19 protein-coding genes and 1 pseudogene are annotated in these 22,653 nt (G+C 71.0%); 12 read left to right on the top strand and 8 right to left on the bottom strand.

Going from position 1 to position 22,653, the window contains the following annotated elements; genetic code table 11:
• Window positions 1-81: 81 nt before the first annotated feature.
• A complete protein-coding gene (locus tag ACFC79_RS12830) occupies window positions 82-1,566 on the bottom strand; it encodes an FAD-dependent monooxygenase (protein WP_376238842.1) in 1,485 nt (494 codons plus the stop codon).
• Window positions 1,567-1,716: 150 nt separating this feature from the next.
• Here ACFC79_RS12830 and ACFC79_RS12825 point away from each other — a divergent pair, with 150 nt between their 5' ends.
• On the top strand, window positions 1,717-2,289 hold the full coding sequence (locus ACFC79_RS12825) for a TetR family transcriptional regulator (protein WP_376238839.1): 573 nt from the start codon (window positions 1,717-1,719) through the stop codon (window positions 2,287-2,289).
• 38 nt (window positions 2,290-2,327) lie between these two features.
• Here ACFC79_RS12825 and ACFC79_RS12820 read toward each other — a convergent pair whose 3' ends face one another.
• Entirely contained in the window at window positions 2,328-3,134 is an 807-nt protein-coding gene (locus tag ACFC79_RS12820; RefSeq protein WP_376238836.1) for a Mut7-C RNAse domain-containing protein, read from the bottom strand.
• Window positions 3,135-3,427: 293 nt separating this feature from the next.
• On the opposite strand from ACFC79_RS12820, the gene ACFC79_RS12815 reads away from it, so the two are divergent.
• On the top strand, window positions 3,428-3,760 hold the full coding sequence (locus ACFC79_RS12815) for a hypothetical protein (protein WP_376238960.1): 333 nt from the start codon (window positions 3,428-3,430) through the stop codon (window positions 3,758-3,760).
• 154 nt (window positions 3,761-3,914) lie between these two features.
• On the opposite strand, the gene ACFC79_RS12810 is transcribed toward ACFC79_RS12815, so the two are convergent.
• The 4 genes from ACFC79_RS12810 to ACFC79_RS12795 all read right to left on the bottom strand — a co-directional run bounded on the left by ACFC79_RS12810 (window position 3,915) and on the right by ACFC79_RS12795 (window position 8,358).
• On the bottom strand, window positions 3,915-4,703 hold the full coding sequence (locus tag ACFC79_RS12810) for a DUF6597 domain-containing transcriptional factor (protein WP_376238958.1): 789 nt from the start codon (window positions 4,701-4,703) through the stop codon (window positions 3,915-3,917).
• A 254-nt stretch (window positions 4,704-4,957) separates the two neighbouring features.
• Entirely contained in the window at window positions 4,958-6,067 is a 1,110-nt protein-coding gene (locus ACFC79_RS12805) for a hypothetical protein (protein ID WP_376238833.1), read from the bottom strand.
• A 134-nt stretch (window positions 6,068-6,201) separates the two neighbouring features.
• Complete coding sequence (locus tag ACFC79_RS12800; RefSeq protein WP_376238831.1) at window positions 6,202-7,086, bottom strand: universal stress protein; 885 nt, start codon at window positions 7,084-7,086, stop codon at window positions 6,202-6,204.
• A 138-nt stretch (window positions 7,087-7,224) separates the two neighbouring features.
• A complete protein-coding gene (locus ACFC79_RS12795) occupies window positions 7,225-8,358 on the bottom strand; it encodes a nitroreductase (RefSeq protein ID WP_376238828.1) in 1,134 nt (377 codons plus the stop codon).
• Window positions 8,359-8,666: 308 nt separating this feature from the next.
• Here ACFC79_RS12795 and ACFC79_RS12790 point away from each other — a divergent pair, with 308 nt between their 5' ends.
• Window positions 8,667-9,443 (top strand): HAD family hydrolase, encoded by a 777-nt coding sequence (locus tag ACFC79_RS12790; protein WP_376238826.1) that lies wholly within the window; start codon window positions 8,667-8,669, stop codon window positions 9,441-9,443.
• A pseudogene (locus ACFC79_RS12785) lies at window positions 9,443-12,160 on the top strand (glycoside hydrolase family 65 protein); the annotation flags it as partial. The gene ACFC79_RS12790 and the pseudogene ACFC79_RS12785, both read left to right, overlap by 1 nt.
• Window positions 12,161-12,251: 91 nt before the next feature.
• Here ACFC79_RS12785 and ACFC79_RS12780 read toward each other — a convergent pair.
• Window positions 12,252-12,845: a hypothetical protein gene (locus ACFC79_RS12780; RefSeq protein ID WP_376238824.1), complete on the bottom strand. Its 594-nt coding sequence runs from the start codon at window positions 12,843-12,845 to the stop codon at window positions 12,252-12,254.
• 281 nt (window positions 12,846-13,126) lie between these two features.
• Here ACFC79_RS12780 and hemL point away from each other — a divergent pair, with 281 nt between their 5' ends.
• From hemL to ACFC79_RS12740, 8 genes are all read left to right on the top strand, one after another.
• Window positions 13,127-14,434: a glutamate-1-semialdehyde 2,1-aminomutase gene (hemL, locus tag ACFC79_RS12775; RefSeq protein ID WP_376238821.1), complete on the top strand. Its 1,308-nt coding sequence runs from the start codon at window positions 13,127-13,129 to the stop codon at window positions 14,432-14,434.
• Window positions 14,435-14,523: 89 nt separating this feature from the next.
• Window positions 14,524-15,171: a histidine phosphatase family protein gene (locus ACFC79_RS12770; protein WP_376238955.1), complete on the top strand. Its 648-nt coding sequence runs from the start codon at window positions 14,524-14,526 to the stop codon at window positions 15,169-15,171.
• A gap of 421 nt (window positions 15,172-15,592) precedes the next feature.
• Window positions 15,593-16,837: a hypothetical protein gene (locus ACFC79_RS12765; protein ID WP_376238819.1), complete on the top strand. Its 1,245-nt coding sequence runs from the start codon at window positions 15,593-15,595 to the stop codon at window positions 16,835-16,837.
• Between the two features lie 67 nt (window positions 16,838-16,904).
• A complete protein-coding gene (locus tag ACFC79_RS12760; RefSeq protein WP_376238817.1) occupies window positions 16,905-17,516 on the top strand; it encodes a TlpA family protein disulfide reductase in 612 nt (203 codons plus the stop codon).
• A 46-nt stretch (window positions 17,517-17,562) separates the two neighbouring features.
• The gene (locus ACFC79_RS12755) at window positions 17,563-18,285 is read left to right on the top strand and encodes a cytochrome c biogenesis CcdA family protein (protein WP_376238952.1); all 723 of its coding nucleotides are present in this window, start codon (window positions 17,563-17,565) and stop codon (window positions 18,283-18,285) included.
• A gap of 6 nt (window positions 18,286-18,291) precedes the next feature.
• Entirely contained in the window at window positions 18,292-20,157 is a 1,866-nt protein-coding gene (locus tag ACFC79_RS12750) for a cytochrome c biogenesis protein ResB (protein ID WP_376238815.1), read from the top strand.
• Window positions 20,154-21,236, top strand: coding sequence for a c-type cytochrome biogenesis protein CcsB (ccsB, locus tag ACFC79_RS12745; RefSeq protein WP_376238812.1), 1,083 nt, complete (start codon window positions 20,154-20,156; stop codon window positions 21,234-21,236). Before ACFC79_RS12750 ends, ccsB begins: the two co-directional genes overlap by 4 nt.
• A 105-nt stretch (window positions 21,237-21,341) precedes the next feature.
• The gene (locus ACFC79_RS12740; protein ID WP_376238810.1) at window positions 21,342-21,875 is read left to right on the top strand and encodes an SRPBCC domain-containing protein; all 534 of its coding nucleotides are present in this window, start codon (window positions 21,342-21,344) and stop codon (window positions 21,873-21,875) included.
• Here ACFC79_RS12740 and ACFC79_RS12735 read toward each other — a convergent pair.
• On the bottom strand, window positions 21,794-22,390 hold the full coding sequence (locus tag ACFC79_RS12735) for a hypothetical protein (protein ID WP_376238807.1): 597 nt from the start codon (window positions 22,388-22,390) through the stop codon (window positions 21,794-21,796). The two genes, ACFC79_RS12740 and ACFC79_RS12735, sit on opposite strands and share 82 nt — an antisense overlap.
• Between the last annotated feature and the right edge of the window lie 263 nt (window positions 22,391-22,653).

Genomic DNA, 22,653 nt, shown 5'->3' with positions numbered 1-22,653 from the left:
CGGCCTTCTCGGCAGTGTTGGCAGCGGCAGCGGCAGCGGCAGCGGCAGTGGTGTTGGCGGCGGTGTGCGGTGCGTGCGTGTTCATCGTGCGAGTGCGGCCCGCAGGGCCGCCGGGTCGGGGTGGTCGCTCGCCCAGGCGATGTAGCCGTCGGGGCGGACGAGCAGGGCGGTGCTGCGGTCGCTCTTCCAGTGGGCGTGCACCAATGGGGCGGAGGATGCCGGAGTGTCGGTGCCGACCGGGGTGATGAGGACGAACGTGCCATCACCGAGCAGTGCATGGAGTCGACCCTCGCGAAGGCTCAGATCGGGGGCGCGTTTCGCCGTCAGGGGGTGGGCGCCGCGCGGGGCCCTGTAGGCGATCGAGAGCCCGGAGACCATGCCGATCGCCTTGTCGGAGACGGGGCGGAGTGTGGACAACACCGAGGCGGTGAGTACCCGGGCCGTCCGTTGCAGCGGCGTACGCGCCATGGCGAGGCGGACGAGCACGCCGCTGGTGCGAAGCACCTGTGTGCCGACCGGGTGGCGTTCCGCCTGGTAGCTGTCGAGCAGTGCCTCCGGGTCGGCCGTGTGCCCGTGCAGGACCGCTGCCAGCTTCCAGGAGAGGTTGGCAGCGTCCTGAAGGCCCGTGTTCATGCCTTGCCCGCCCGCGGGCGAGTGGACATGGGCGGCGTCCCCGGCGAGGAAGACCCGCCCCGTGCGATAGGACGACACCTGACGTTCGTCGCTGTGGAAGCGGGAGATCCAGCGTGCGTCGTGCATGCCGTAGTCGGTGCCGAGGGCTCGGCGGGTGATCCCGCGCAGCTCGGCGAGGTCGACGGGGTCGCTGTCGGCGTGCTGGTGCTTGCGGTCCCAGCCCATGACGCGGTACCAGCCGTCGCCGAAGGGGGCGATGAAGACGAAGGAGTTCTTTGTGCCGCTGATGGCCAGGAGGGCGGGGGGTTCCTCGGTGAGCCGGACGTCCGCGAGGACGATCGAACGGATGACGGACACACCGGGGAAAGGGAGGCCGAGCGCCTCCCGGACCTGGCTGTGCACGCCGTCGGCGCCGATGAGGAAGCGTGCGGTGACCGAGCTCGTACTGCCGTCCGCCTCGCACAGTTCGGCGGTGACATCGCCCGGCGCGGCGTTCTGACGGAGATCGTCCGGCGCGGCGTTCTGATGGAGCGAGGCCAGCCGGGTCCCGTACCGAAAGTGGACGCCCGCGGCGCGTGCACGGCGTTCCAGCAGGCGTTCCACCTCGTACTGGGGAGTGATCAGCACGAAGGGGAAGCGGGTGCGCATCCCGGAGAGGTCGAGCGCGAGCTTGCCGAAGAAGCGCAGGGACACAAGAGGGGTGCCCGTCGCGATGAGATCGTCGGCGAGGCCGCGGGAGTCGAGCAGTTCGAGTGTGCGGGCGTGTACGGCGAAGGCCCGTGTCAGGTTGCTGATTTCGTGCGGTCGGCGCTCCACGAGGGTGACCGAGAGGCCCTGTGCGGCCAGGTCGCCCGCGAGTAGCAGGCCGGTGGGGCCGGCACCCACGACGAGTGCGTCGACGGTGTCGGGTGCGGTGCTCGGGGTGGTGGTCATGTCTGCCTCCTGGACCCGTTCGTGAGCGGTGGCCTCGGCGACGCCTGCTGATCAACGCCTGTGGGCCAACAACTGTTGGTCAACGCTTGTTGGCAACAATAACTCCGTACGGATTGGCATGTCAACAAGTGTTGGCCTACAGTTGTTGGCGTGAATGTGAAGCCCGCCGCTCCCCGCCGCTCGGATGCCACCAAGGCCGCGATTCTCGAAGCCGCCCGTGAGAGGTTCGCCGCCGACGGCTATGAGCGCGCCACCATCCGGGCCATCGCCCGCGACGCGAACATCGATCCGTCGATGGTCATGCGCTACTACGGCAACAAGGAGGGGCTGTTCGTCGCCGCTTCCGCGATCGAGCTGCGGTTGCCCGAGCTGGGAGCGCTGCCGGGCAAGCACATCGGGGCCGTGCTCGTCGAGCACTTCCTGGACCGGTGGGAGGGCGACGAGGTGCTCATGGCCATGCTCAGGGTCGGGGTGACCAACAACGCCGGAGCCGAGCGGATGAGGGACGTCTTCACCGCTCAGATCGAGACGATAACCGTCGGTGTCTGTCCGGATCCGGCCGACGCCCCGCGCCGGGCGGCTCTCGTCGCCTCACAGATACTGGGCATGGCCCTCGCGCGCTACGTCCTGCGGTTCGAACCCGCCGTCTCGATGCCGCGCGAGGAGGTGGTGGCGTGGCTGGCGCCCACCGTTCAGCGCTATCTGACCGCAGAGCGGCCGTAGCGGGCCGCCGCCGTAGAGACGGGGCCCGTCAGGGCCCGTCAGCCGCCGAACCCGGGGGTTCCGGACGGGCTCGACGGGGCCGCGTCGTCGCCGTTCTCCCGGTCGTCGTCCGGGGGCGCGGCAGGCGTGAAGTCGCGCAGGGCCTGCGCGACGATCGCGTCCAGGCGGGAGTGGTGGGCGCCCCGCCAGTAGACGCGGTCGCACTCCGTGCATTGCGCGAAGACGTCGTACGAACGCCGGGTGCCGTGTTCCAGCAGGCCGCTGACGGAGTCCTTGTCGGCGGGCTTCAGCGGCCCGTTGCAGGCGGTGCACCGCGTCCAGGGCGCCAGGTGCGGGGCGAACCGTTCCAGCACGTCGCGCAGTTGGTCCTCCGGACGGTCGCTGTAGACGTACGCCCCGGCCCAGATCTCCCGCCGGTGCAGGAGCCCGCGGTCCCGGGAGAGCAGCACCCGGCGCTCGTCAGCCGACCGGGCGGCCAGCGCGGCGTCACCGATGTCCTCGCTCTCGTACGCCGCGTCGACTCCGAGGAGCCGCAGCCGCCGGGCGAGCGTGCCGAGGTGGACATCGAGCAGGAAGCGCAGAGGGGCACCGGGTACCCGTTGCGGGCGTTCCACGGCGCGTACCTGGACCAGTTCGTCGGCGCCCGGGATGTGCGAGACGGACGCGGGCCGACCGTCGACCAGGAGCTGTCCGGCCTCGGTGAGCGGGATTCCGAGCGACTCCACGACGTGACCGAGGGTGGAGGAGCCATCGGTGGTCACGGCCGAACGCCCCCGGCGACGTTCATGGGCGACGAAGATGCGCAGCTCAGGGGCGACTTCGAATTGGATCTCGGGTCCGTTCACCTCGTCAGCATGTCACCGGGCGGGGCGGGTCGGCCAGGCAATTCGGCGTCGGTGTGCGGGGTGCGCGGCCCCGTTCGGCCCCGCGGGGAGTGCGCCGAGTGCGCCGAGTGCGGGGAGTGCGCGGGGTGTGCCGAGTGCGCGGGGTGCGCGGGGTGCGCGGGACATGTCCTTTCGTACGGCGAGGCGATCATGGTCTCTCGCCGGTCCGAACGCGGCTCGGCTTGTCATAGGCACGTGCGACCCTGCGAGACAGCAGGAGAGTGATGCCGACGTACGGCGAAGTGGAGTGGAACGTGGGATTCATGGGCGAGACCTGGCTCGTGCGGCGCGAGCAGGAGTTGGTCGGGGAGATATCGGTCGACGAGACCGACTTCCCGTGGTTGTCGGGACGGTTCGCCCCCGGTCCCGCGTTCGCCGTGGTCCAGCCCCTGTTCGCCCGCGATCTCGAACTGATGGAGTTCAACGACGACGAGCACTGGGACGAGTGGGAGAAGGTCTACGACGAGATCCGACAGGCCGTCTCACTGACGTCGCCCTCCGGCCCCGTTCCGGAGTTCCTGCTGCACATCGACGGAGACAGGGCGTGGTTCCGCTGGAGCGACACGCCGTTCGAGAGCAACGATTGACAGCGCAGGTTGTCCGCGCCGGTGTCCCGGCATCCCGGTGTTCGGGATCTCGGTGTCCCGGCATCCTGATGTCCCAGCATCCTGATGTCCCGGCATCCTGATGTCCGGTTTCCCGGTTGCTGGGGTGACGGTGCGGCGGCCCGCGGGCTTGCCGTCAGTGCGGGGCGAGGACCGTGGGGGAGACACCGACGGTCGCGGTGAAATCCCTGATCAGGTGGGCCTGGTCGCTGTATCCGAGCTCGGCGGCGAGCGCTGCCCAGTTCACTTCCGGGTCCGCCTCGGCGCGCTCCAGCGCTTCGTGGATGCGGTAGCGGAGGATGACCCACTTGGGGCCCACACCGACGTACGCGGCGAAGAGTCGTTGCAGCGAGCGGGGTGACAGCCCTTCCGCGCGGGCGAGTTCGTCGACCCGGCGCAGCGTACGGTCCGTGCGCACGAGGTCGACCAGGGCCATCGCGCGGTCCGCCTGCGGGTCCGGGTCCGGGCGGAGTGCCAGGAGATACGCGTCCAGCGCCGCGACCCGGGCGTCCTCGTCGGCCGGGTCCAGGACGGCCGACGGCGAGGCGGGCGGGGAGAACACCTCGTCGGCGGGGAGCCGCCGTCCGGTCCAGGCGGAGACCGGACGGTCCGGCGCGAACGGACGGAAGCCGCCGGGCCGGAACTGCACGCCGCAGACCCGGCCCCGGCCCTCCAGCTTCTGCGTGAAGAGTTCCAGGCCGATGCCCGAGACCTCGGCGAATCCGGTGCCGCGCGTGGGCACCGAAGACGCCTCGTACCGTTGGAAGACCAGGTTCACGGACGGGTGCGGGACCAGGTGGGAGGCGTACGGCTGTGTGAGGTCCCAGTCGATGAGCCAGTAGTGCTCCAGATACGGCCGCAGTGCGGGGGCGGGCTCGCGGCGGCGGAAACGCACCTGTGCGAAGAGTTCCGAGGCGTCGACGATGCCCTTCGTGTCGCGTCGGGGGCCTGCCGTGCCGGCCGCAGGACAGGGCGGGCGCGATGCCCGGGGCCGGGCGGCTTCGCACCCGTCGTGGCTGTCGTGTTTTGTGTGGCTGTCGAGTCTCGTGTGGCTGGCGTGTCCTGTGCGCTCGGGCAGGGCGCGCAAGGTCGGCACGGAGGGCTCTGAGGCATTGGAGAGCTCGCAGGGGGCGGAGGGCTTGGAGGGGGTGTCCCCCGAGGCGTCCGCCCGCAGTCCGATCACCGGCTCCAGACGTGCAGGGTGTCGCCGGTCTCCGACACCGTGTACCAGGTGCCGTCACCGACAGCGGTGACCCGGCCGGATATCGGGAACGGATACGTGATCCGTGCGGCCACCCGCATCCGGGCCCCGTCCGTGGTCAGCAGCCAGTGACGCTGCTCGCCGTACTCCTCGTCCGCTTCCGACGTGCCCGCCACGACGGTTCTTTCGTCGAGGAAGCCGCACGCGTCGTCCCAGGCCGTCGCGTCGGCGTCGAGATCGTCGGGGTCGGCACCGGGATGGCGTGGAACGACGTTCTCGGTGCTGAGCTCGCACAGCACGGAGCCGTCCTCGACCCGGTGCACGCCGAGCCGGTCCTGGTCGTGTCCGGCCGTCAGGAACCACTTCCCGGAGGGGCTCACCGACATCAGGATGCGGTCGTCGTCGCAGAACTGCTCGACGGAGAGCTTCTCGCCGTCCCACCGGCCCCACCGCATCGGTGCCCCGTCCTGGCCCTCGCCGATGCTCAGCCCCATTCGGGCGGGGTCCGGGTGCGGGACATGGATCGAGCCCGCCGCCGCGGTCTCCGTATCGGAACGGTCCAGTACCCGGCCGTCGGCGGCGTCGATCACCAGCCATTCGTCCACCGACTCCGGGGCTGGGCCCGCTGCCGGGACCGGACCGCGCACGTGGGCCCACACGAGGCTTCCGTCCGGCGAGAACCCGGCCGAGCCGCTGTCGGCGTACTGGTGCGAACGGTCGGACGCGTACTCCTCGTACGTGCTGTGGAGCGTGCGGCAGCTGTCGTCCCAGCAGCCGTGCCGGACCTCCCAGCGGACGGCGCCCGTCGAGTCCACGGCGCGCAACGCGTGTACTCCGGCGAAGATCGCCGTATTGCCGTTCGGAGCCACCGTGCAGGTGCCGAAGCGGCGGGGCCAGGGCGCGGGGAACCGGACCGGCGGGGTGCCCTCTGCGTCCAGGTCGACGACAGCCGTCTCGGAGTCGCCGCGTTGGACGAGCAGGCGTCTGCCGGGCCGATGAAGGAGCGCCGGAGCATCGACCGTCCTCTGCCCACGATGACCCAGCGGTGCGGCGAGCGTGGTGACAAGACGTGCGGCGACATCGGCCACGGGCCGGCCCTCCCCTCGTGCGTACGGCTGTGCATACGGCTGTGCGTCGTCGGTACGAGAGCAACCGTACGACCGGGCTCTGACACTCGCCGTTCTGACGGGCGGTCATGAGGTCCGGGCGGGGCGTTCGGGGATCAGGTGCCGTACGTGTCGGGGACGACGGCGACCGGGCAGGACGCGTAGTGCAGCATCGCGTGGTTCACCGGGCCGAGGTGGTGGCCGTGTCGTCCATGGCGCCGACCGGTACCGACGACGAGGAGGTCGGCGCCCGCGGCGGCCTCGATCAACTTCTGATGCGTCGGCCCGCGCACGACGGATCGGTGGATCACGACTCCGCAGGAGCCGTTCCGGTCCAGTCGGGTCAGTACGTCTTCGAGGTGCTCCTCGGCCTGCCGGTGGTGGGACGCCGTGGGCGACCCGGCGAGCAGCGGATGGCTCATGGCCTCGTGGGCGGGGCAGCGCCAGACCCGTACGGCGACCAGCTCACCGTGTCGGGCCGCCGCCTGGTCGAGCGCGAAGACGACGGCCGGCGTCGGAGTCGCGGCATCGCTGATCCCGACGACGACGCGGCCGGACCGCGGTGGTGTACCGGACATCCGGGCCGGTACCACGACGATCGGGCAGTGGGACCGGTTGGCGAGCGCCAGGCTGACGGACCCCACGAGCATTCCGGCGATCCGGCCGTGGCCGCGGGAGCCGACGACCACCATGGCCGCCTCGTGGCTCTCCCCGACGAGCGCGGCCACCGGATCCTCGGGCTGCACGTCGGCAGTCACGGTCAGCCCGGGGCCGAGCCCGCGCGCGCGTTCCCGGGCGTCGGCGACGAGGCGCTCGGCCAGGATCTCCTCGGTGGGGCGCTCGGCGTCGAGGGCGGGGTGCAGGCCCTCGTAGCGCTCCCACAGCGAGGCGTGCACGATGCGCAGGGGCAGCCCGGAGCGTGCCGCTTCCGCCGCGGCCCAGTCCAGGGCGTGGAGGCTTCCCTCCGAACCGTCCACCCCGACGACTACGGGGAGCCGCATCGCTCCCACCACCTTCCGTGTCCTTTCCTCTTCCTCTGCCCCGGTCCCTTCATCTGCCGTGCCCCTGCCTCCTGTCTCCTGTCTCCTGCCTCTGTCCGGTCTCGGCCGGTATGTATCGGGATGTCCGGGGGCGGGGTTCTACGGCTCGATCGTCAGTACTTGGCTCATGGGGCGGCGGGGCGTGTGCGGCCCCGTGGGCCCGTATCCCAGACGGACGATCATCTGCGCGTGCCCCGAGCCGAAGACCGGGTCGCGCAGGAGCCAGCGCAGATCCGGCCATTCGACGGGCTGCGTCGAGAAGGACGTGGACACGTTGTGGAGCGTGGCCACGAGCAGCACGCGTTCCAGAGCCTGACCGGCACGCAGCCAGTCGAGGGAATGGTCGCCCGGTGTGGTCAGCAGGGCCAGTTGCGGCCGTTCCTCGAACGCGACGCGTGCCCGGCCGGGCAGTACGCCGGTCCCCGCGAAGTCACGGTTGGTCCCTCGCTCCGAGGCGTCCCGGGGACCGAGGGCGTAGTCCGGGATGCCGTCGACGGGCGACTCGGTCTTCGTGTCCCGGACCCAGCGGTGCTGTTCCGCCTCCCGTCCCGGGTCTCTGCGGTCATAGCCCTCGGCGTCCCGGATCAGGCCCAGCACGGTCTCCAGATGCGGTGAGGACAGGAACGTGAAGTCCGCACCCTCGACGCGGGCGGCCTCGCCGAGGAGCGCGCGGACGTCGTTGGGGATCAGCTGGTCGTCGAACGGGTAGCGGCTGGTGTGCCGTTCCCGGATCGAGGGGTGGAGAGCGGCGAGCCCTTCGTTCTCATGGGCTTCGTTCCTGCGGCCGTCGTGCTCGTGGCTTTCGTTCCCGTGGCCGTCGTTCCCATGGCCGTCGTGCTTCTGCGCATCGTTTTCCCGCGCTTCGTTTCCAGGAGCGGGAGCGGGAGCGGAAGCCGGGGTCGGAGCCGGGCGTGCGCCGGCTTGGACGCCGAGCCGGACGATGGCCAGTACCGCGGGCGTGGACGGTTCGGGCAGGAGCGTGGTGACCGTGTCCAGGCCGTGGTGGGCGGCGGACACCCGCAGGTTGAGCAGGGCCGCGCCGCAGCCCACGTGCAGCGCGCGGGTGGCCGGGTCGGCCTCGGGCATCGCGCGGTCGAGGTCCGCGAGGAGAGTGAGGGTCCGGCCCGCGCGGGTGTAGCGGAACTGCCACGGCTGGGCGTTGTGCATGGACGGGGCGGCAGTGGCATCGGCGACGAGGTCGGTCAGTGTCGTGTCGTCGAGTGACCTGGGCATCGGGACTCCCGGACATCCGGAACGGTCGCTGGTCTTTTCGGCAGGGAACACATGCGGAGTGGGTGATATGGGCATTTTGCCCGTTCCTCTGCTTTGCACTCTGCCACGCCCCGGGCGCTTCCACGCCCCCAGCGCTGCTTCGCCCCGGGCGCTTCCACGCTCCGGAACCTTTTCCGCCCGGACCTTTTCGGGTCCGGTCCCTCCAGGCGCACGCCGCGGGGTCCGGTCCCTCCCGGCACACGCCGCGCCCGCGGGCCGGAACCGTGGTGCCATGGGAGCAGCCCCTGACGAAGGGATCAGTCCCGCCCATGGCAGCCGTTCCGTCCCCGACGCCGGGCCTGCGCTCCGTACGGGCCGTCGTTCTCGACACCGACGGAGTGATCACCGACTCCGCCGGGAGCCACGCCGCTGCCTGGAAGAAGGCGTTCGACGCATGCCTGTCGGGTATCGAGGGGCAGCGGCCGTTCGACGCCGTGGACGACTACCTGCGCCATGTCGACGGCCGGTCGCGGCGGGACGGTGCCGCGGCGTTCCTGGCGTCGCGGGGCCTGGATCTGCCGGAGGGAAGCCCCGACGACCCGCCGGGCACCAGGACGGTGTGGGCGATCGCCGCCCGCAAGGACGAACTGTTCACGCAGGCGTTGCGCACCGAACCGGTCCGCGTCTGGCCGGGCACGGTCCGGCTGCTCGACGCGCTGCGCGGGCGACGGACGCCCTGCGCCGCCGTCTCGGCGTCCCGGCACGCGACGGAACTGCTGACGAGGGCGGGGCTCATCGACCGGTTCGACGTCGTCGTCGACGGGAACGAGGCGGGTCGGCTGCGGCTGGCCGGAAAGCCGGACCCGGCGCTCTTCGTCGAAGCGGCGCGGCGGTTGCGGACCCCGGTCCGGGACACGGCCGTGGTGGAGGACGCGCTGGCCGGGGTCGAGGCGGGTCGGCGCGGCGGCTTCGGGCTCGTGGTCGGCGTGAACCGGGCGGGCGGCCCCGACAGCGCCGCCGCCCTGCGCCGGCACGGCGCCGACCTCGTGGTGTCCGACCCCGGGGAACTGCTGGCGACCGTTCGCACATCCCCCGGAGACGAGTGATGAACCGCCTCTGGACCTGGTCGTACGAGGGGTACGACCCGCGGGAGGAACGGCGCCGCGAGGCGCTGTGCACACTCGGCAACGGGTACTTCGCCACCCGCGGCGCCGCGCCCGAGGCGTCCGAGGGCCCGTCGCACTACCCCGGCACCTACCTGGCGGGCTGCTACAACCGGCTGACATCGACCGTGCGGGGCCGCACGGTCGAGAACGAGGACCTGGTCAACCTGCCCAACTGGTTGCCGCTGCGCTACCGGATCCGCCCCGAGGGCGCCGAGCCGGGGCCCTGGCTCGCCCCGGACCACGAGCAACTCGTCGAGTACGGCCAGACCCTCGACCTGCGCGGCGGCACACTGACCCGCAGATCCGTCTACGAGGACGGGGCGGGCAGGTGGCTGGGGGTGGAGGAATGCCGTCTGGTGCACATGGGCGAGCCGCACCTCGCCGCCCTGCGCACCGTGTTCCGGGCGCGGGGATGGACCGGGGAGATCGAGGTGGAGGCCGGGATCGACGGCGACATCCGCAACTCGGGGGTTGCACGGTACCGGGATCTCGCCGACCGGCACCTCACCGGCTGGGTGACGGACACGGCGGAGGACGGTGTGGTGTCGCTGAGGTGTCACACGGTGGAGTCGGAGATCGGCATCGCGCTGGCGGTCCGCATCCTGTCCGGGTCCGGGCGAACCCGCACGCGCAACGGGTCCGGCCGACCCCGCGTCCGCAACGGATCCGGACAGGGCCGCACGCGGAACGGATCCGGACAGGTCCGCGCGCGCAACGGGCAGGGGGAGACGGACGACGGCACCCCCTCCGCAAGGACGGCCCCGCCCGGACCTGCCGCCCCCGCCTCGCCGTCCGCTCCGGACCCTGCCTCGCCGTCCGCTCCGGACCCTGCCGCGCCGCCCACCTCGTCCGCTCCGGACGCCGCCGCCCCGAGCGCTCCGGACGCCGCCTCGTCCGCTGCTGCCCCCGCCCCGCCGGCCGCCTCGTCCGTTGCCTCCCTCGTCCCGCCGACCGCCCCGCGGTTCCGGCGGACGGCGAAGGCGGTCTGCCGACGGCTGACACTGCCGCTGGGCCCGGGGGCCGATGCCGTCGTCGACAAGACGGTGGCCCTCCACACCACACGCGACCTCGCGATCGGCAGCCCGTTGTTGGCGGCGACGGCCGAGGTCCGCAGGGCCCCGGGCTTTCCGCAACTGCTGGACTCGCACCGGCGGGCCTGGGCCGAGCTGTGGGGGCAGGTCAGGCTGGAGGTGGCCGGCGAGGCGGGGCGCATCCTGCGACTGCACCTCTTCCACCTGCTCCAGACGCTCTCCCCGCACACCGCCCAACTCGATGTGGGGGTTCCGGCGAGAGGGCTGCACGGCGAGGCGTACCGGGGCCACGTCTTCTGGGACGAGCTGTTCGTGCTGCCGTTCCTGAACCTGCACCTCCCGGAGGTCTCCCGGGGCCTGCTCGACTACCGCCACCGGCGGCTGCCCGCCGCCTGCCTGGCAGCGCGCGAGGCGGGCCGGGACGGGGCGATGTATCCCTGGCAGAGCGCCGACACGGGGCGCGAGGAGACGCAGGAACTCCATCTCAACCCGCACTCCGGGCGCTGGCTCCCCGACCGCTCCCGGCTCCAGCACCACGTCGGCTCGGCCGTCGCGTACAACGTGTGGCAGTACTGCCAGGCCACCGGCGACACGGAGTACCTGCACTCCAGCGGTGCGGAGATGCTGATGCAGATCGCCAGGTTCTGGGCGTCCTGCGCCACCTGGGACGACGGGCTCGCCCGGTACCGCATCCGCGGCGTCGTCGGCCCGGACGAGTACCACGACGCCTACCCGGGCAGCACGACGGCGGGCCTCGACGACAACACGTACACGAACGTGACGGCGGCCTGGACCCTGGCGCGTTCGACGGAGCTGTACCGCGAACTCTCCGCGGGCCGCCGCAGCCGACTGCTCGACCGGATCGGGCTCGAAGGCGACGAACCGGAACGCTGGGAGGACATCTCCCGCCGTCTGTACGTGCCGTATCACCAGGGCATCATCAGCCAGTTCGCCGGATACGGGGAGCTGGCCGAACTGGACTGGGAGGGGTACCGGAGGCGGTACCGGGACATTCGGCGGCTGGACCGGATCCTGGAGACGGAGGGCGACACCGTCAACCGGTACCAGGCGTCCAAGCAGGCCGACGTGCTCATGCTCGGCTTCCTCTTCTCGCCCCAGGAGCTCGCCGGACTGTTCCGGCGGCTGGGGCACCACCTGGACGACGACCTCTGGCGGGCCACCGTCGACTACTACCTCGCGCGCACCAGCCACGGATCCACGCTCAGCTCACTGGTCCACGCCTGGGTGCTGGCCCGGACCCGCCGCGAGGAGGCATGGGCGTACTGCGAGGAGGCACTCCTCGGGGACGTCGCCGACATCCAGGGCGGCACCACCGAGGAGGGCATCCATCTGGGGGCCATGGCCGGCACCCTCGATTTCGTGCAGCGCGGCATGACCGGGCTGGAGACCCGGGACGACGCCCTGTGGCTCGATCCCGCCCCGCTGCCCCAGCTCTCGAAGTTCGGGGTACGCGTCCGGTTCCGCCGCCACTGGGACGTGGAGCTGCGCATTCGTGTGGGGTGCATCCGGATCGCCGTACCGGACTCGCACCATACGGCGGTGCGGGTCGTCCTGGGCGGCCACACCCACGTGGTCGCCCCCGGGACCGCCCGGTGGCTGGACCTTCTCACCGGCTCCCGCGTGCCGCGGGCCGGTCGGCGGCACGGGCCCGGTGGTGTTCCCGGCCGCGGCCGCGAACGCGCTTCCGGCCGCGGGGTCAGGGCCACACCAGGCAGTACGCCTGATGCCCCGCGTCATGCAGGCGGTGGCTGAAGTCCTGCCACTCGTGCAGCAGCCGGTAGACGTTGAACGCGTCGCGCGGGCCGCCCCGGTCGGGGACCGTCGACCAGATGAAGGCCGCGGCGCCCACCGACTCCTCGCCGACGCCGCGCAGCGGGTCGACGACCGTCATCGGGAGCTTGACCACCGCGTAGTCGGGGTGGAGCACCACGAGTTCCAGCGGGGGGACCCGGTGCAGGGGTATGCCCTGGATGCCGGTGAGGACCATCGCCGCCACCGTCTCCGGCTTGATCTTGGTGAACATGCCGCCCATGCCCAGCTCGTCGCCCCCGAGCTCCTCGGGACGCATCGAGATCGGCACGCGCGCCGCCGTCGCCCCGTCCGGGGCGCCGAAGTACTTGTAGGTCACCCCCACCCGGCCACCACTCCTGCTCCCGGCTCCGTCGGCCTGTGCGCCCTCGGGCCGCACGCCGCGGCCGCGCCTCTCCTCACGCCGCCGGTGCCGACCCCGCCGGGCAGGCTCGGGCCCCAGGTCGTCGGTCCCTTCGCCCACTCCGCCACCGCGATGCATATCTCATCCACCCGACTACTACTTGGGAGACACAGCCCCGCCGTGCAACCCGATCATCGTGTCAGTGACCTCCCCCGCGGGCGTGTGGTGAAACACCTGTCCGCAAGACCGTCCGCGCCTCTGACACCATGGCTTGTGTGAGCTTTCCCCATCACGCCCCAGTTTCGCAGACGCGAGGGGGCTGAGCCCTTCCCTCACACGAGGAGAACACGTTCCCCGCTCACCGCGGCCAAGATTTCCGGCCCGGCCCGCCGACCCCCGAATCGCAGATCAGGACCAAAGTGGCGTATTCATATCAAGCCCCCGTTTCGCAGACGCTCTTCGACCGCGCGTCCCTCGTGACGCCCGGTGGCGTGAACTCTCCCGTGCGTGCCTTCCGGGCCGTGGGCGGTACGCCCCGTTTCATGGTGTCCGGCAGCGGTCCGTACCTCACGGATGCCGACGGTCGTGAGTATGTCGACCTCGTGTGCTCGTGGGGGCCGATGATTCTCGGCCACTCCCACCCCGAGGTGATCGCCGCGGTGCAGGAGGCCGTCGCGCGCGGCACCTCGTTCGGTACGCCCGGTGAGGGCGAGGTCGCGCTCGCCGAGGAGATCGTGGCCCGGGTCGAGCCCGTGGAGCAGGTGCGGCTGGTGTCCTCCGGCACCGAGGCGACCATGTCCGCGATCCGGCTCGCCCGCGGCTTCACCGGTCGCGCCAAGGTGGTGAAGTTCGCCGGCTGCTACCACGGCCACGTCGACGCGCTGCTCGCCGCCGCCGGTTCCGGGGTCGCGACCTTCGGGCTCCCGGACACCCCGGGCGTCACCGGTGCGCAGGCCGGCGACACGATCGTGCTGCCGTACAACGACCTGGACGCGGTGCGGGCGGCGTTCGCCGCGCACCCCGGCGAGATCGCCTGTGTGATCACCGAGGCGTCGCCGGGCAACATGGGCGTCGTGCCGCCGCTGGACGGCTTCAACGCCGGGCTCAAGGAGATCTGCGCGGCGGGCGGCGCCCTCTATATCTCCGACGAGGTCATGACCGGTTTCCGTACCTCGAAAGCGGGCTGGTACGGCGTCGACGGGGTGCGGCCCGACCTGATGACGTTCGGCAAGGTCATGGGCGGCGGCTTCCCGGCCGCGGCCTTCGGCGGCCGGGCGGACGTGATGGCCCACCTCGCGCCCTCCGGACCCGTGTACCAGGCGGGCACCCTCTCCGGGAACCCGATCGCCACCGCCGCCGGGCTGGCCCAGCTCCGGCTGCTCGACGACGCCGCGTACGCGAAGGTGGACGCGGTCTCCGCGGAGATCCGCGGCCTGGTCGGCGACGCGCTCACCAAGGAGGGCGTCGCACACACCGTGCAGGCCGCGAGCAACATGTTCTCCGTCTTCTTCACCGACCGGCCGGTGCGGAACTACGAGGACGCCAAGCAGCAGGAAGCCTTCCGCTTCACCGCCTTCTTCCACTCGTTGCTGTCGCAGGGCGTCTACCTGCCGCCGTCCGCCTTCGAGTCGTGGTTCGTCTCCACCGCCCACGACACGCAGGCCGTCGAGCGCATCGCCGCCGCCCTGCCCGCCGCCGCCCGCGCCGCATCGGAGGCCACCGCATGAGCGAGCAGAACCGGAACGAGTCGGTCCGGCCCGGGTCGGACCAGAGCCGCGGGGACGGGCGGGGACAGGACGTCACCGTCGTCCACCTGATGCGGCACGGCGAGGTGCACAACCCCGAGGGCGTGCTGTACGGACGCCGCCCCGGCTACCACCTGTCCGAACTCGGCCGGGAGATGGCCGACCGGGTCGCCGGGCACCTCAAGGGCCGCGACATCACGTACGTCGTCGCCTCCCCGCTGGAGCGCGCCCAGGAGACGGCCACGCCGATCGCCGCCGCGCACGGCCTGGAGCTGGCCACCGACGAGCGGCTCATCGAGGCCGCCAACGTATTCGAGGGCAAGACCTTCGGCGTCGGTGACGGGGCGCTGCGCAAGCCGGACAACTGGAAGCACCTGACGAATCCGTTCCGGCCGTCGTGGGGCGAACCGTACATCGAGCAGGTCGTGCGGATGATGCGCGCCCTGGACGCCGCGCGGGACGCGGCGCGCGGGCACGAGGCGGTGTGCGTCAGCCACCAGCTGCCGATCTGGATCGTGCGGAGCTTCGTGGAGCGGCGGCGGCTGTGGCACGACCCGCGCAAGCGCCAGTGCACCCTCGCGTCGCTGACCAGCTTCACCTACCAGGGCGACAAGATCGTGTCGGTCGGGTACTCGGAGCCGGCACGGGACCTGGTGCCGGCGCACCTGCGGGCCGGGGCGAAGCCGGTGAAGGGGAAGGCGAAGGCGTTCGGCGCCTGAGCCGGACACGGTCCGGCGCGGGGGCGGACGGGGGCGGGACCGGAGCCGGCGGGCTCGGGTCCCGCCCCCGTCGCGTGGCACGCCCCGTCGCGTGGCACGCCCCGTCGCGTGGTCCGCTCCGTTCAGTCCTGCGGTCGAGGTCCCGTCCTCGTCACGTCGCGCGGCCCGGGTCGCGGCGCGCCGCGTGGGCCCGTCGCGCGGCCGTCCCGCCCCATCGTGTGGTGGAGCGAACCGTTTGAGATGTCCCGGACAGGGCACCCGCAGCGGTGCACCGGGATTCGGTCATGAGTTCACCCGCATCCTGGGCCTGGCAGTCCCTGGAACTTTGTGCTAAATCGCGGAACCCCTGTGTTGATTCCGCCATCTAAGCCTTCGCCAGTTTGTATGGACTTGAGGTAAAACGATCGCAGATGGGGCACACATGCGCGAGATCAGCCGGAGGGGTTTGCTCGGAGCCGGGCTCGGGGCCGCGGCGGCGATCGGCCTGGCGGGGTGCAGTACCTCCGGCGCGGACCGGCCGGGGGCGGACGGCGGGGAGAAGGGCGCCGACGGACGCACCCGGGGGACCGGGCCCGCGAAGAAAGACGTCCGACTGATCGGGGACGGTTCCACCGCCGACACGGGGAAGCAGCCGCGTCAGCCGCAGGCGCCGGTCCCGCTCGAACCCGGGCAGACGCCGCCGCAGTTCGTGATCTTTTCCTGGGACGGGGCGGGCGAGGTCGGCAACGGGCTCTTTCCGCGCTTTCTGGAACTCGCCAAGAACCATGACGCGGCGATGACCTTCTTCCTCTCCGGCCTCTATCTGCTCCCCGAGTCGAAGAAATCCAAGTACCGGCCGCCGAACAACCCGGTCGGCGCCTCCGACATCGGATACCTCACCGATGAGCACATCAAGGACACGATGAAGAACGTCCGTCAGGCGTGGTTCGACGGACATGAGATCGGCACCCACTTCAACGGGCATTTCTGTGCCGGCTCCGGATCGGTCGCGAACTGGACCTCCGCCCAGTGGCAGAGCGAAATCGACCAGGCGATCTCCTTCGTCACCGAATGGCGCACCAACAGCGGCTGGACCGATATAGATCCGCTGCCCTTCGACTACCGGAAGGAGCTGGTCGGCGGGCGCACTCCCTGCCTGCTCGGCCAGGGCAACCTGCTCCCCACGGCCAAGAAGATGGGGTGGCGCTACGACGCCAGTTCGCCCGGCGGGACCCAGGTGTGGCCGCAGAAGCGGCAGGGGGTCTGGGATCTGCCGTTGCAGGCCATGCCCTTCCCCGGGCACAGCTTCGAGGTCCTCTCGATGGACTACAACATCCTCGCCAACCAGTCGCAGAATTCGACCAAGGGAATGCCCTCGCGCTACCCGGGATGGCGTGAACAGGCGACCCAGTCGTACCTTGCCGGATTCGACCGGGCGTACACGACCAATCGCGCTCCGTTCTATATCGGGAACCACTTCGAGGAGTGGAACGGCGGCATCTACATGGATGCGGTCGAGGCGACGCTCAAGAAAATCGCCGGGAAGCCGGATGTGCGGCTCGTCTCCTTCAAGCAGTTCGTCGACTGGCTCGACGTCCAGACCCCGGCCGTCCTCGACAAGCTCCGCTCGCTGGGGGTCGGACAGGCGCCCGCGGGCGGCTGGAACGCCTTCTTTAAACAAGCCTGACAAGGGGCGATACGGGCACGGAGGGGGGTGCCCGAGATCGCCCGAGGGGCCATGCGAAACTTTTCACATGAGCTATGGCCGGGTACCTCGACGCCGTTTCACCCTGCTCGCCGCCCCCGCCGCGACTGTCGCGCTCGCACTTGCGCTGAGCGCGTGCGGCGGGAGTGACGACAAGGTCGGCGGTGGTGGCAACACCAACTTCGTCACGGGAAGTGACGGCATCACCACCGTGGACAAGGCGGACCGCAAGGCCGCACCCAAGCTCGACGGGGAGACCCTCGACGGCAAGCAGCTCGACGTCTCCGAATTCAAGGGCAAGGTCGTCGTGCTGAACGCATGGGGATCGTGGTGCGGTCCCTGCCGACTGGAGGCCCAGTACTTCTCCAGGGTGGCGAAGGAGACGAAGGACAAGGGCGTCCAGTTCGTCGGGATCAACACGCGGGACCCCAAGAAGGGCCCCGCGATCAGCTTCGAGAAGGACTACGGCGTCCCGTACCCGAGCTTCTACGACCCGGCCGGCAAGCTGATGCTCCGCTTCCCGAAGGGCACGCTGCGCCCGCAGACCATCCCGTCGACCGTGGTCCTGGACCGCGAGGGGAAGATCGCCGCGCGTTCGATGACCGCGCTCGACTCCGACAAGCTGCACAAGATGATCGACCCGTTGATCGCGGAGAAGTGACTCCGTGTTCACCCTCGCCGCACTGACCGGGCAGAACGAGACCGTGATGAGCGGGGCGCTGCTCGTCGCCCTGCCCATCGCGGTGCTCGGCGGGCTCGTCTCGTTCTTCTCGCCGTGCGTCCTGCCGCTGGTGCCCGGCTACCTCTCGTACGTCACCGGCGTCAGCGGCACCGACCTGGCCCAGGCCCGGCGCGGGCGCATGGTCACGGGCGCCTCGCTGTTCGTCCTCGGCTTCACCGCCGTGTTCGTGTCCGGCGGGGCTCTCTTCGGCTACTTCGGGCAGAACCTCCAGGAGTACAGCGGGGTCCTCTCCAAGGTCCTCGGCGGGATCATGGTCCTGATGGGGATCTTCTTCATGGGCCTGATGCCCTGGATGACCCAGCGGGAATTCCGCATCCACAAGCGGCCGGTGAGCGGACTGGCCGGGGCGCCGGTGCTGGGTGCCCTCTTCGGCATCGGCTGGACGCCCTGTCTCGGCCCGACGCTCTCCTCCGTCAGCGCGCTCGCCTTCGAACAGGGGACCGCCGGGCGGGGAGCAATTCTGTCCGTCGCGTACTGCCTCGGGCTGGGGCTGCCCTTCGTGCTCGCCGCCGTCGCCTTCCGCAAGGCGCTCGGCGCGTTCGGCTGGGTCAAGCGCCACTACGCATGGGTCATGCGGATCGGTGGCGCGATGATGATCGTGACCGGTCTTCTCCTGCTGACCGGTCTGTGGGACAGCATCATGCAGGAGATGCAGAGCTGGTCCGCCGGTTTCACGGTGGGGATCTGAGGTTCCATGAGCAACACCACGACCAATGCCGCCGACGAGCGCGCGGAGGAGAGCCACGGCGGTGGCCCGCCCGAGGAGGCCGGTGAACTCGGCGCGGCCGGTGCGCAGCTCTCCACCGCTCCCCGCGAGGAGAGCCCGGCGAGCCTGCCGGCCATGGGCGTCATCGGCTGGGCCCGCTGGTTCTGGCGGCAGCTCACCTCGATGCGGGTCGCGCTGATCCTGCTCTTCCTGCTGTCGCTCGGCGCCATCCCCGGCTCGCTGATCCCGCAGAACAGCGTGGACGAGCTGAAGGTGCAGACCTTCAAGGACGCCCACACCACCGTCTCGCCGATCTACGAGAAGCTCCAGTTCTTCGACGTCTACAGCTCGGTGTGGTTCTCCGCGATCTACATCCTGCTGTTCATCTCGCTCATCGGCTGCATCGTGCCGCGCACCGGCCAGTTCATCGGCCAGCTGCGCAGCCGCCCGCCGGGTGCCCCCAGGCGGCTGACCCGGCTGCCCGTGTACACCACCTGGCGCACGGACGCCGAGCCCGAGCAGGTCCGCGAGGCCGCACTCGCCCTGATGCGCGGGCGCCGCTACCGCGCGCACATCGCCGGGGACGCGGTCGCCGCGGAGAAGGGCTATCTGCGCGAGGCAGGGAACCTGATCTTCCACATCGCGCTGATCGTGATGCTGGTGGCGTTCGCCTTCGGGCAGCTCTTCAAGTCCGAGGGCGGCAAGCTGATCGTCCAGGGCGACGGCTTCTCCAACACGCTGATCCAGTACGACGACTTCAAGTCCGGTTCGCTCTTCGACTACGACTCGCTGGCCCCGTTCAGCTTCACCCTCGACAAGTTCGTCGGCACGTACGAGCGCAGCGGCCCCCAGCGCGGAACGGCCCGGACGTACGAGGCCCACGTGACGTACGAGAAGGGTGCGTACGGCAAACCGCAGAAGTCCGTCATCCGGGTCAACGAGCCCCTCGTCGTCGACGGCACCAAGGTCTATCTGAACGCGCACGGCTACGCGCCGGTCGTCTCCGTCAAGGACGCCTCCGGCAAGGAGGTCTACCGCAACGCGGTGCCGCTGCTGCCCATCGACAACAACGTCACCTCGACCGGCGCCATCAAGGTCCTTGACGGCTACCGCGACAAGAACGGGAAGAAGACCCAGCTGGGCTTCCAGGCGTTCTTCGTGCCGACCTTCGCGGGCAGCGGCAAGGGCACGATGTTCTCCCAGTTCCCGGCCGCCGAGATGCCGGTGCTCGCCCTCAACGGCTTCCACGGCTACCTCGGGCCCGACTCCGGACTGGGACAGAACGTGTACCAGCTGGACAAGACCAAGATGAAGCCGTTCATGGACGGCAAGGAACCGCTCAAGCAGCGCCTTGCCGTCGGCGACACGATGAAGCTGCCGGACGGGGCCGCCTCGATCACCTTCGAGGGCGTCGAGGAGTGGGCGAGCTTCCAGATCTCCGAGCAGCCCGCCAGCGGCTGGGCGCTCGGTGGCTCGGTCGCCGCGATCGCCGGGCTCGCGGGTTCGCTGTTCATCCAGCGGCGCCGGGTCTGGGTGCGGGCCGTGCGCGGCGACGACGGTGTCACCGTCGTCGAGATGGCGGGCCTCGGCCGCAGCGAGTCCGCGAAGCTCCCGGAGGAACTGGCCGACCTCGCGGCCACGCTCCACGGCCTGGCGCCCACCGCGCCCGACCACCCGGAGAACGGGACCGGGACGGACCCCGGCACCGACCCCGCCCCCGGTTCCGGCACGGACGCCGGGACGGACACGGGCACCGGACGGAGGAGCGGCACCGGTTCGGACAGCGGTTCCGACACCCGCTCCGACACCGTCGAGGACACCTCCGAAGAACCTGCCGAAGGGGCTGAGAAGTGAATCTCGCCGCCGCAACCAACGAGAACCTGGCGCACACCAGCAATGTGCTGATCTATTCGGCGATGGCCGTCTACACCCTTGCCTTCTTCGCGCACATCGCGGAATGGGTGTTCGGCAGCCGCAGCAAGGTCGGCCGCACCGCCGCCGCCCTGAGCGAGACCGCGAGCACCCGTCCCGCGGTGCAGGTGCGGTCCGCCCAGCAGGGCGGCGGCACCGCCGTGCTGGACCGCCCGAAGATCATCACGCGTGCCGCCGCGGGCGCCCGCGACGTCCCGGACGGGCCGGGCGCGGCGGGCGGGACGTTCAAGGGCGACCTCTACGGACGGATCGCGGTCTCGCTGACCGTGGTCGCCTTCCTCGTGGAGGCGGGCGGTGTCCTCACCCGTGCGCTGTCCGTGCAGCGCGCCCCCTGGGGAAACATGTACGAGTTCTCCATCACCTTCTCCACGGTGGCGGTCGGCACGTACCTGGTCCTCCTCGCGCTGAAGAAGAACGTCCGCTGGATGGGGCTGCTCCTGGTCACCACCGTCCTGCTGGACCTCGGCATCGCGACCACGGTGCTCTACACCGCGAGCGACCAGCTGGTGCCCGCGCTGCACTCGTACTGGCTGTGGATCCACGTCTCCACCGCCATCCTCTGCGGTGCCGTCTTCTACCTCGGCGCGGTCGCCACCCTGCTCTACCTCTTCCGCGACAGCTACGAGAGCAAGCTCGCGGCCGGTGGGACGCCCGGGGCGTTCGCCCGGTCCGTGCTCTCCCGGCTGCCCGCCGCCTCGTCGCTCGACAAGTTCTCGTACCGCGTCAACGCGGCGGTCTTCCCGCTGTGGACGTTCACGATCATCGCGGGCGCCATCTGGGCCGGCGACGCGTGGGGCCGCTACTGGGGCTGGGACCCCAAGGAGGTCTGGTCCTTCATCACCTGGGTCGCCTACGCCTGCTACCTGCACGCCCGCGCCACCGCGGGATGGAAGGGCCGCAAGGCCGCCTACCTGGCCCTGATCGCCTTCGGCTGCTGGCTCTTCAACTACTACGGCGTGAACATCTTCGTCACCGGCAAGCACTCCTACGCCGGCGTCTGACCACCACCGGTCACCCCCCGCGGCCCGTGTCCGTCCCGCTACGGACACGGGCCGCGGTGCACCCGTACGGGTGCGGGCCGGGCGCCACCGGGCCACGCTGGAACCATGAACGACGCGACGACCCCCGTCATCGAGCACGGCACCAGCGAGTCCCACGGCGACCGGCACGTCCTGCGATTCACCCTGCGGCTGCCGCATCCCGTCCCCCGGGTGTGGGCGGCCGTCGCCAGTGCCGAGGGGCTGCCCGGCTGGCTCGCCGCCGCCGACCCGTTCGAACCACGCGTCGGCGGCGCCGTCACACTGCGCTGGCTGAACACCGACCGGGACGGGAACGCCACGGTCGCCCCCGGCGCCGTCACCGCCTGGGACGTCGAGCGGGTCGCCGAATACACCCTCGAAGGGGTCCACGGCCGGATCCGCTTCCATCTGGAGCCCCCGCGCGGCGACCACGTGCTGCTGCGCTTCACCAACGAGATCCGGGGCGACGACGCGTTGCGCCTGGACTGCCTCGCCGGCTGGCACGACCACTTTCTCCACCTCGTCGACGCGCTCGACGGCTACCCCGCCGACTGGTCGAAATGGACCCCGGTGCGGTGGGCGGCCCTGCGCGAGGAGTACGCGGCCGGCACCCGGCCATGACGCGGCGAGCCGCGACCCGCCGGGTTGGGCGGGTCGCCCGTCGCCGCGGCGCCCCGGGAACCGACGGTCGCCAGCACCGGGCCGAGCGCCTGGAGGTCCCGTTGTGCCCGGGTCTCGTCCTCCCGGGTCCAGGAGATCGAGGCGACGGCGACGAGCCCCAGGCTCAGCCGGGGGAACTGCACCGGCCGGGCGGCCCGCACCCGCGTCGTCAGCTGGGTGGCGAGCTCCGGCAGCGCACCGGTGACCGGGGTCCAACCGGGCCCCGGGTCCGCGGGCGGCACGAGCGCCTCGCAGTCGACGAGGGCGGTCGGGGTGATCTCCCGGTACACGTGACGCAGCTGCTTCGGCACGGCCGTCTTGCCCATGCCGCGCCCGCCGGTCAGCACGACGACCGGCGGGTCGTCGTGGTGCTCGTAGGGGATCCGGGCGGAGCCGTGGGGGGTGAGACCGGTCAGGCGCGCGGCGAGTCCGTCGGCACCGAAGATCGCCTCGCGCCCGTAAAGCTCCCTTTCCACAGCACCCCCAGTGGTGACGTCCTCCGACCTGTCGCTCCGTCAAATCAAGGACATCTGCCGGTAGTTGGGGGAGGGAGAGGATTTTCGAACGGGCGAGCGGGAGCATGGACGCGGCACGGACCGGGCGGGGTGCGTGAACGGCGACGGCCGCCGCGCGTCGGACGACGTGCGGCGGCCGTGTGGTGGTGGGGGGAACGTGCGAGTGGTCCGCGGGCGGAGACCGTCCCGGCCGGTCGTCGCGTGGGGGGATGCGCGGCGGCCGG

Source organism: Streptomyces sp. NPDC056061 (genome assembly GCF_042266885.1).
Taxonomy (GTDB): domain Bacteria; phylum Actinomycetota; class Actinomycetes; order Streptomycetales; family Streptomycetaceae; genus Streptomyces.
Note: the sequence above shows the minus strand (reverse complement) of the source record. Positions and strands in the feature narration are given on the sequence as shown.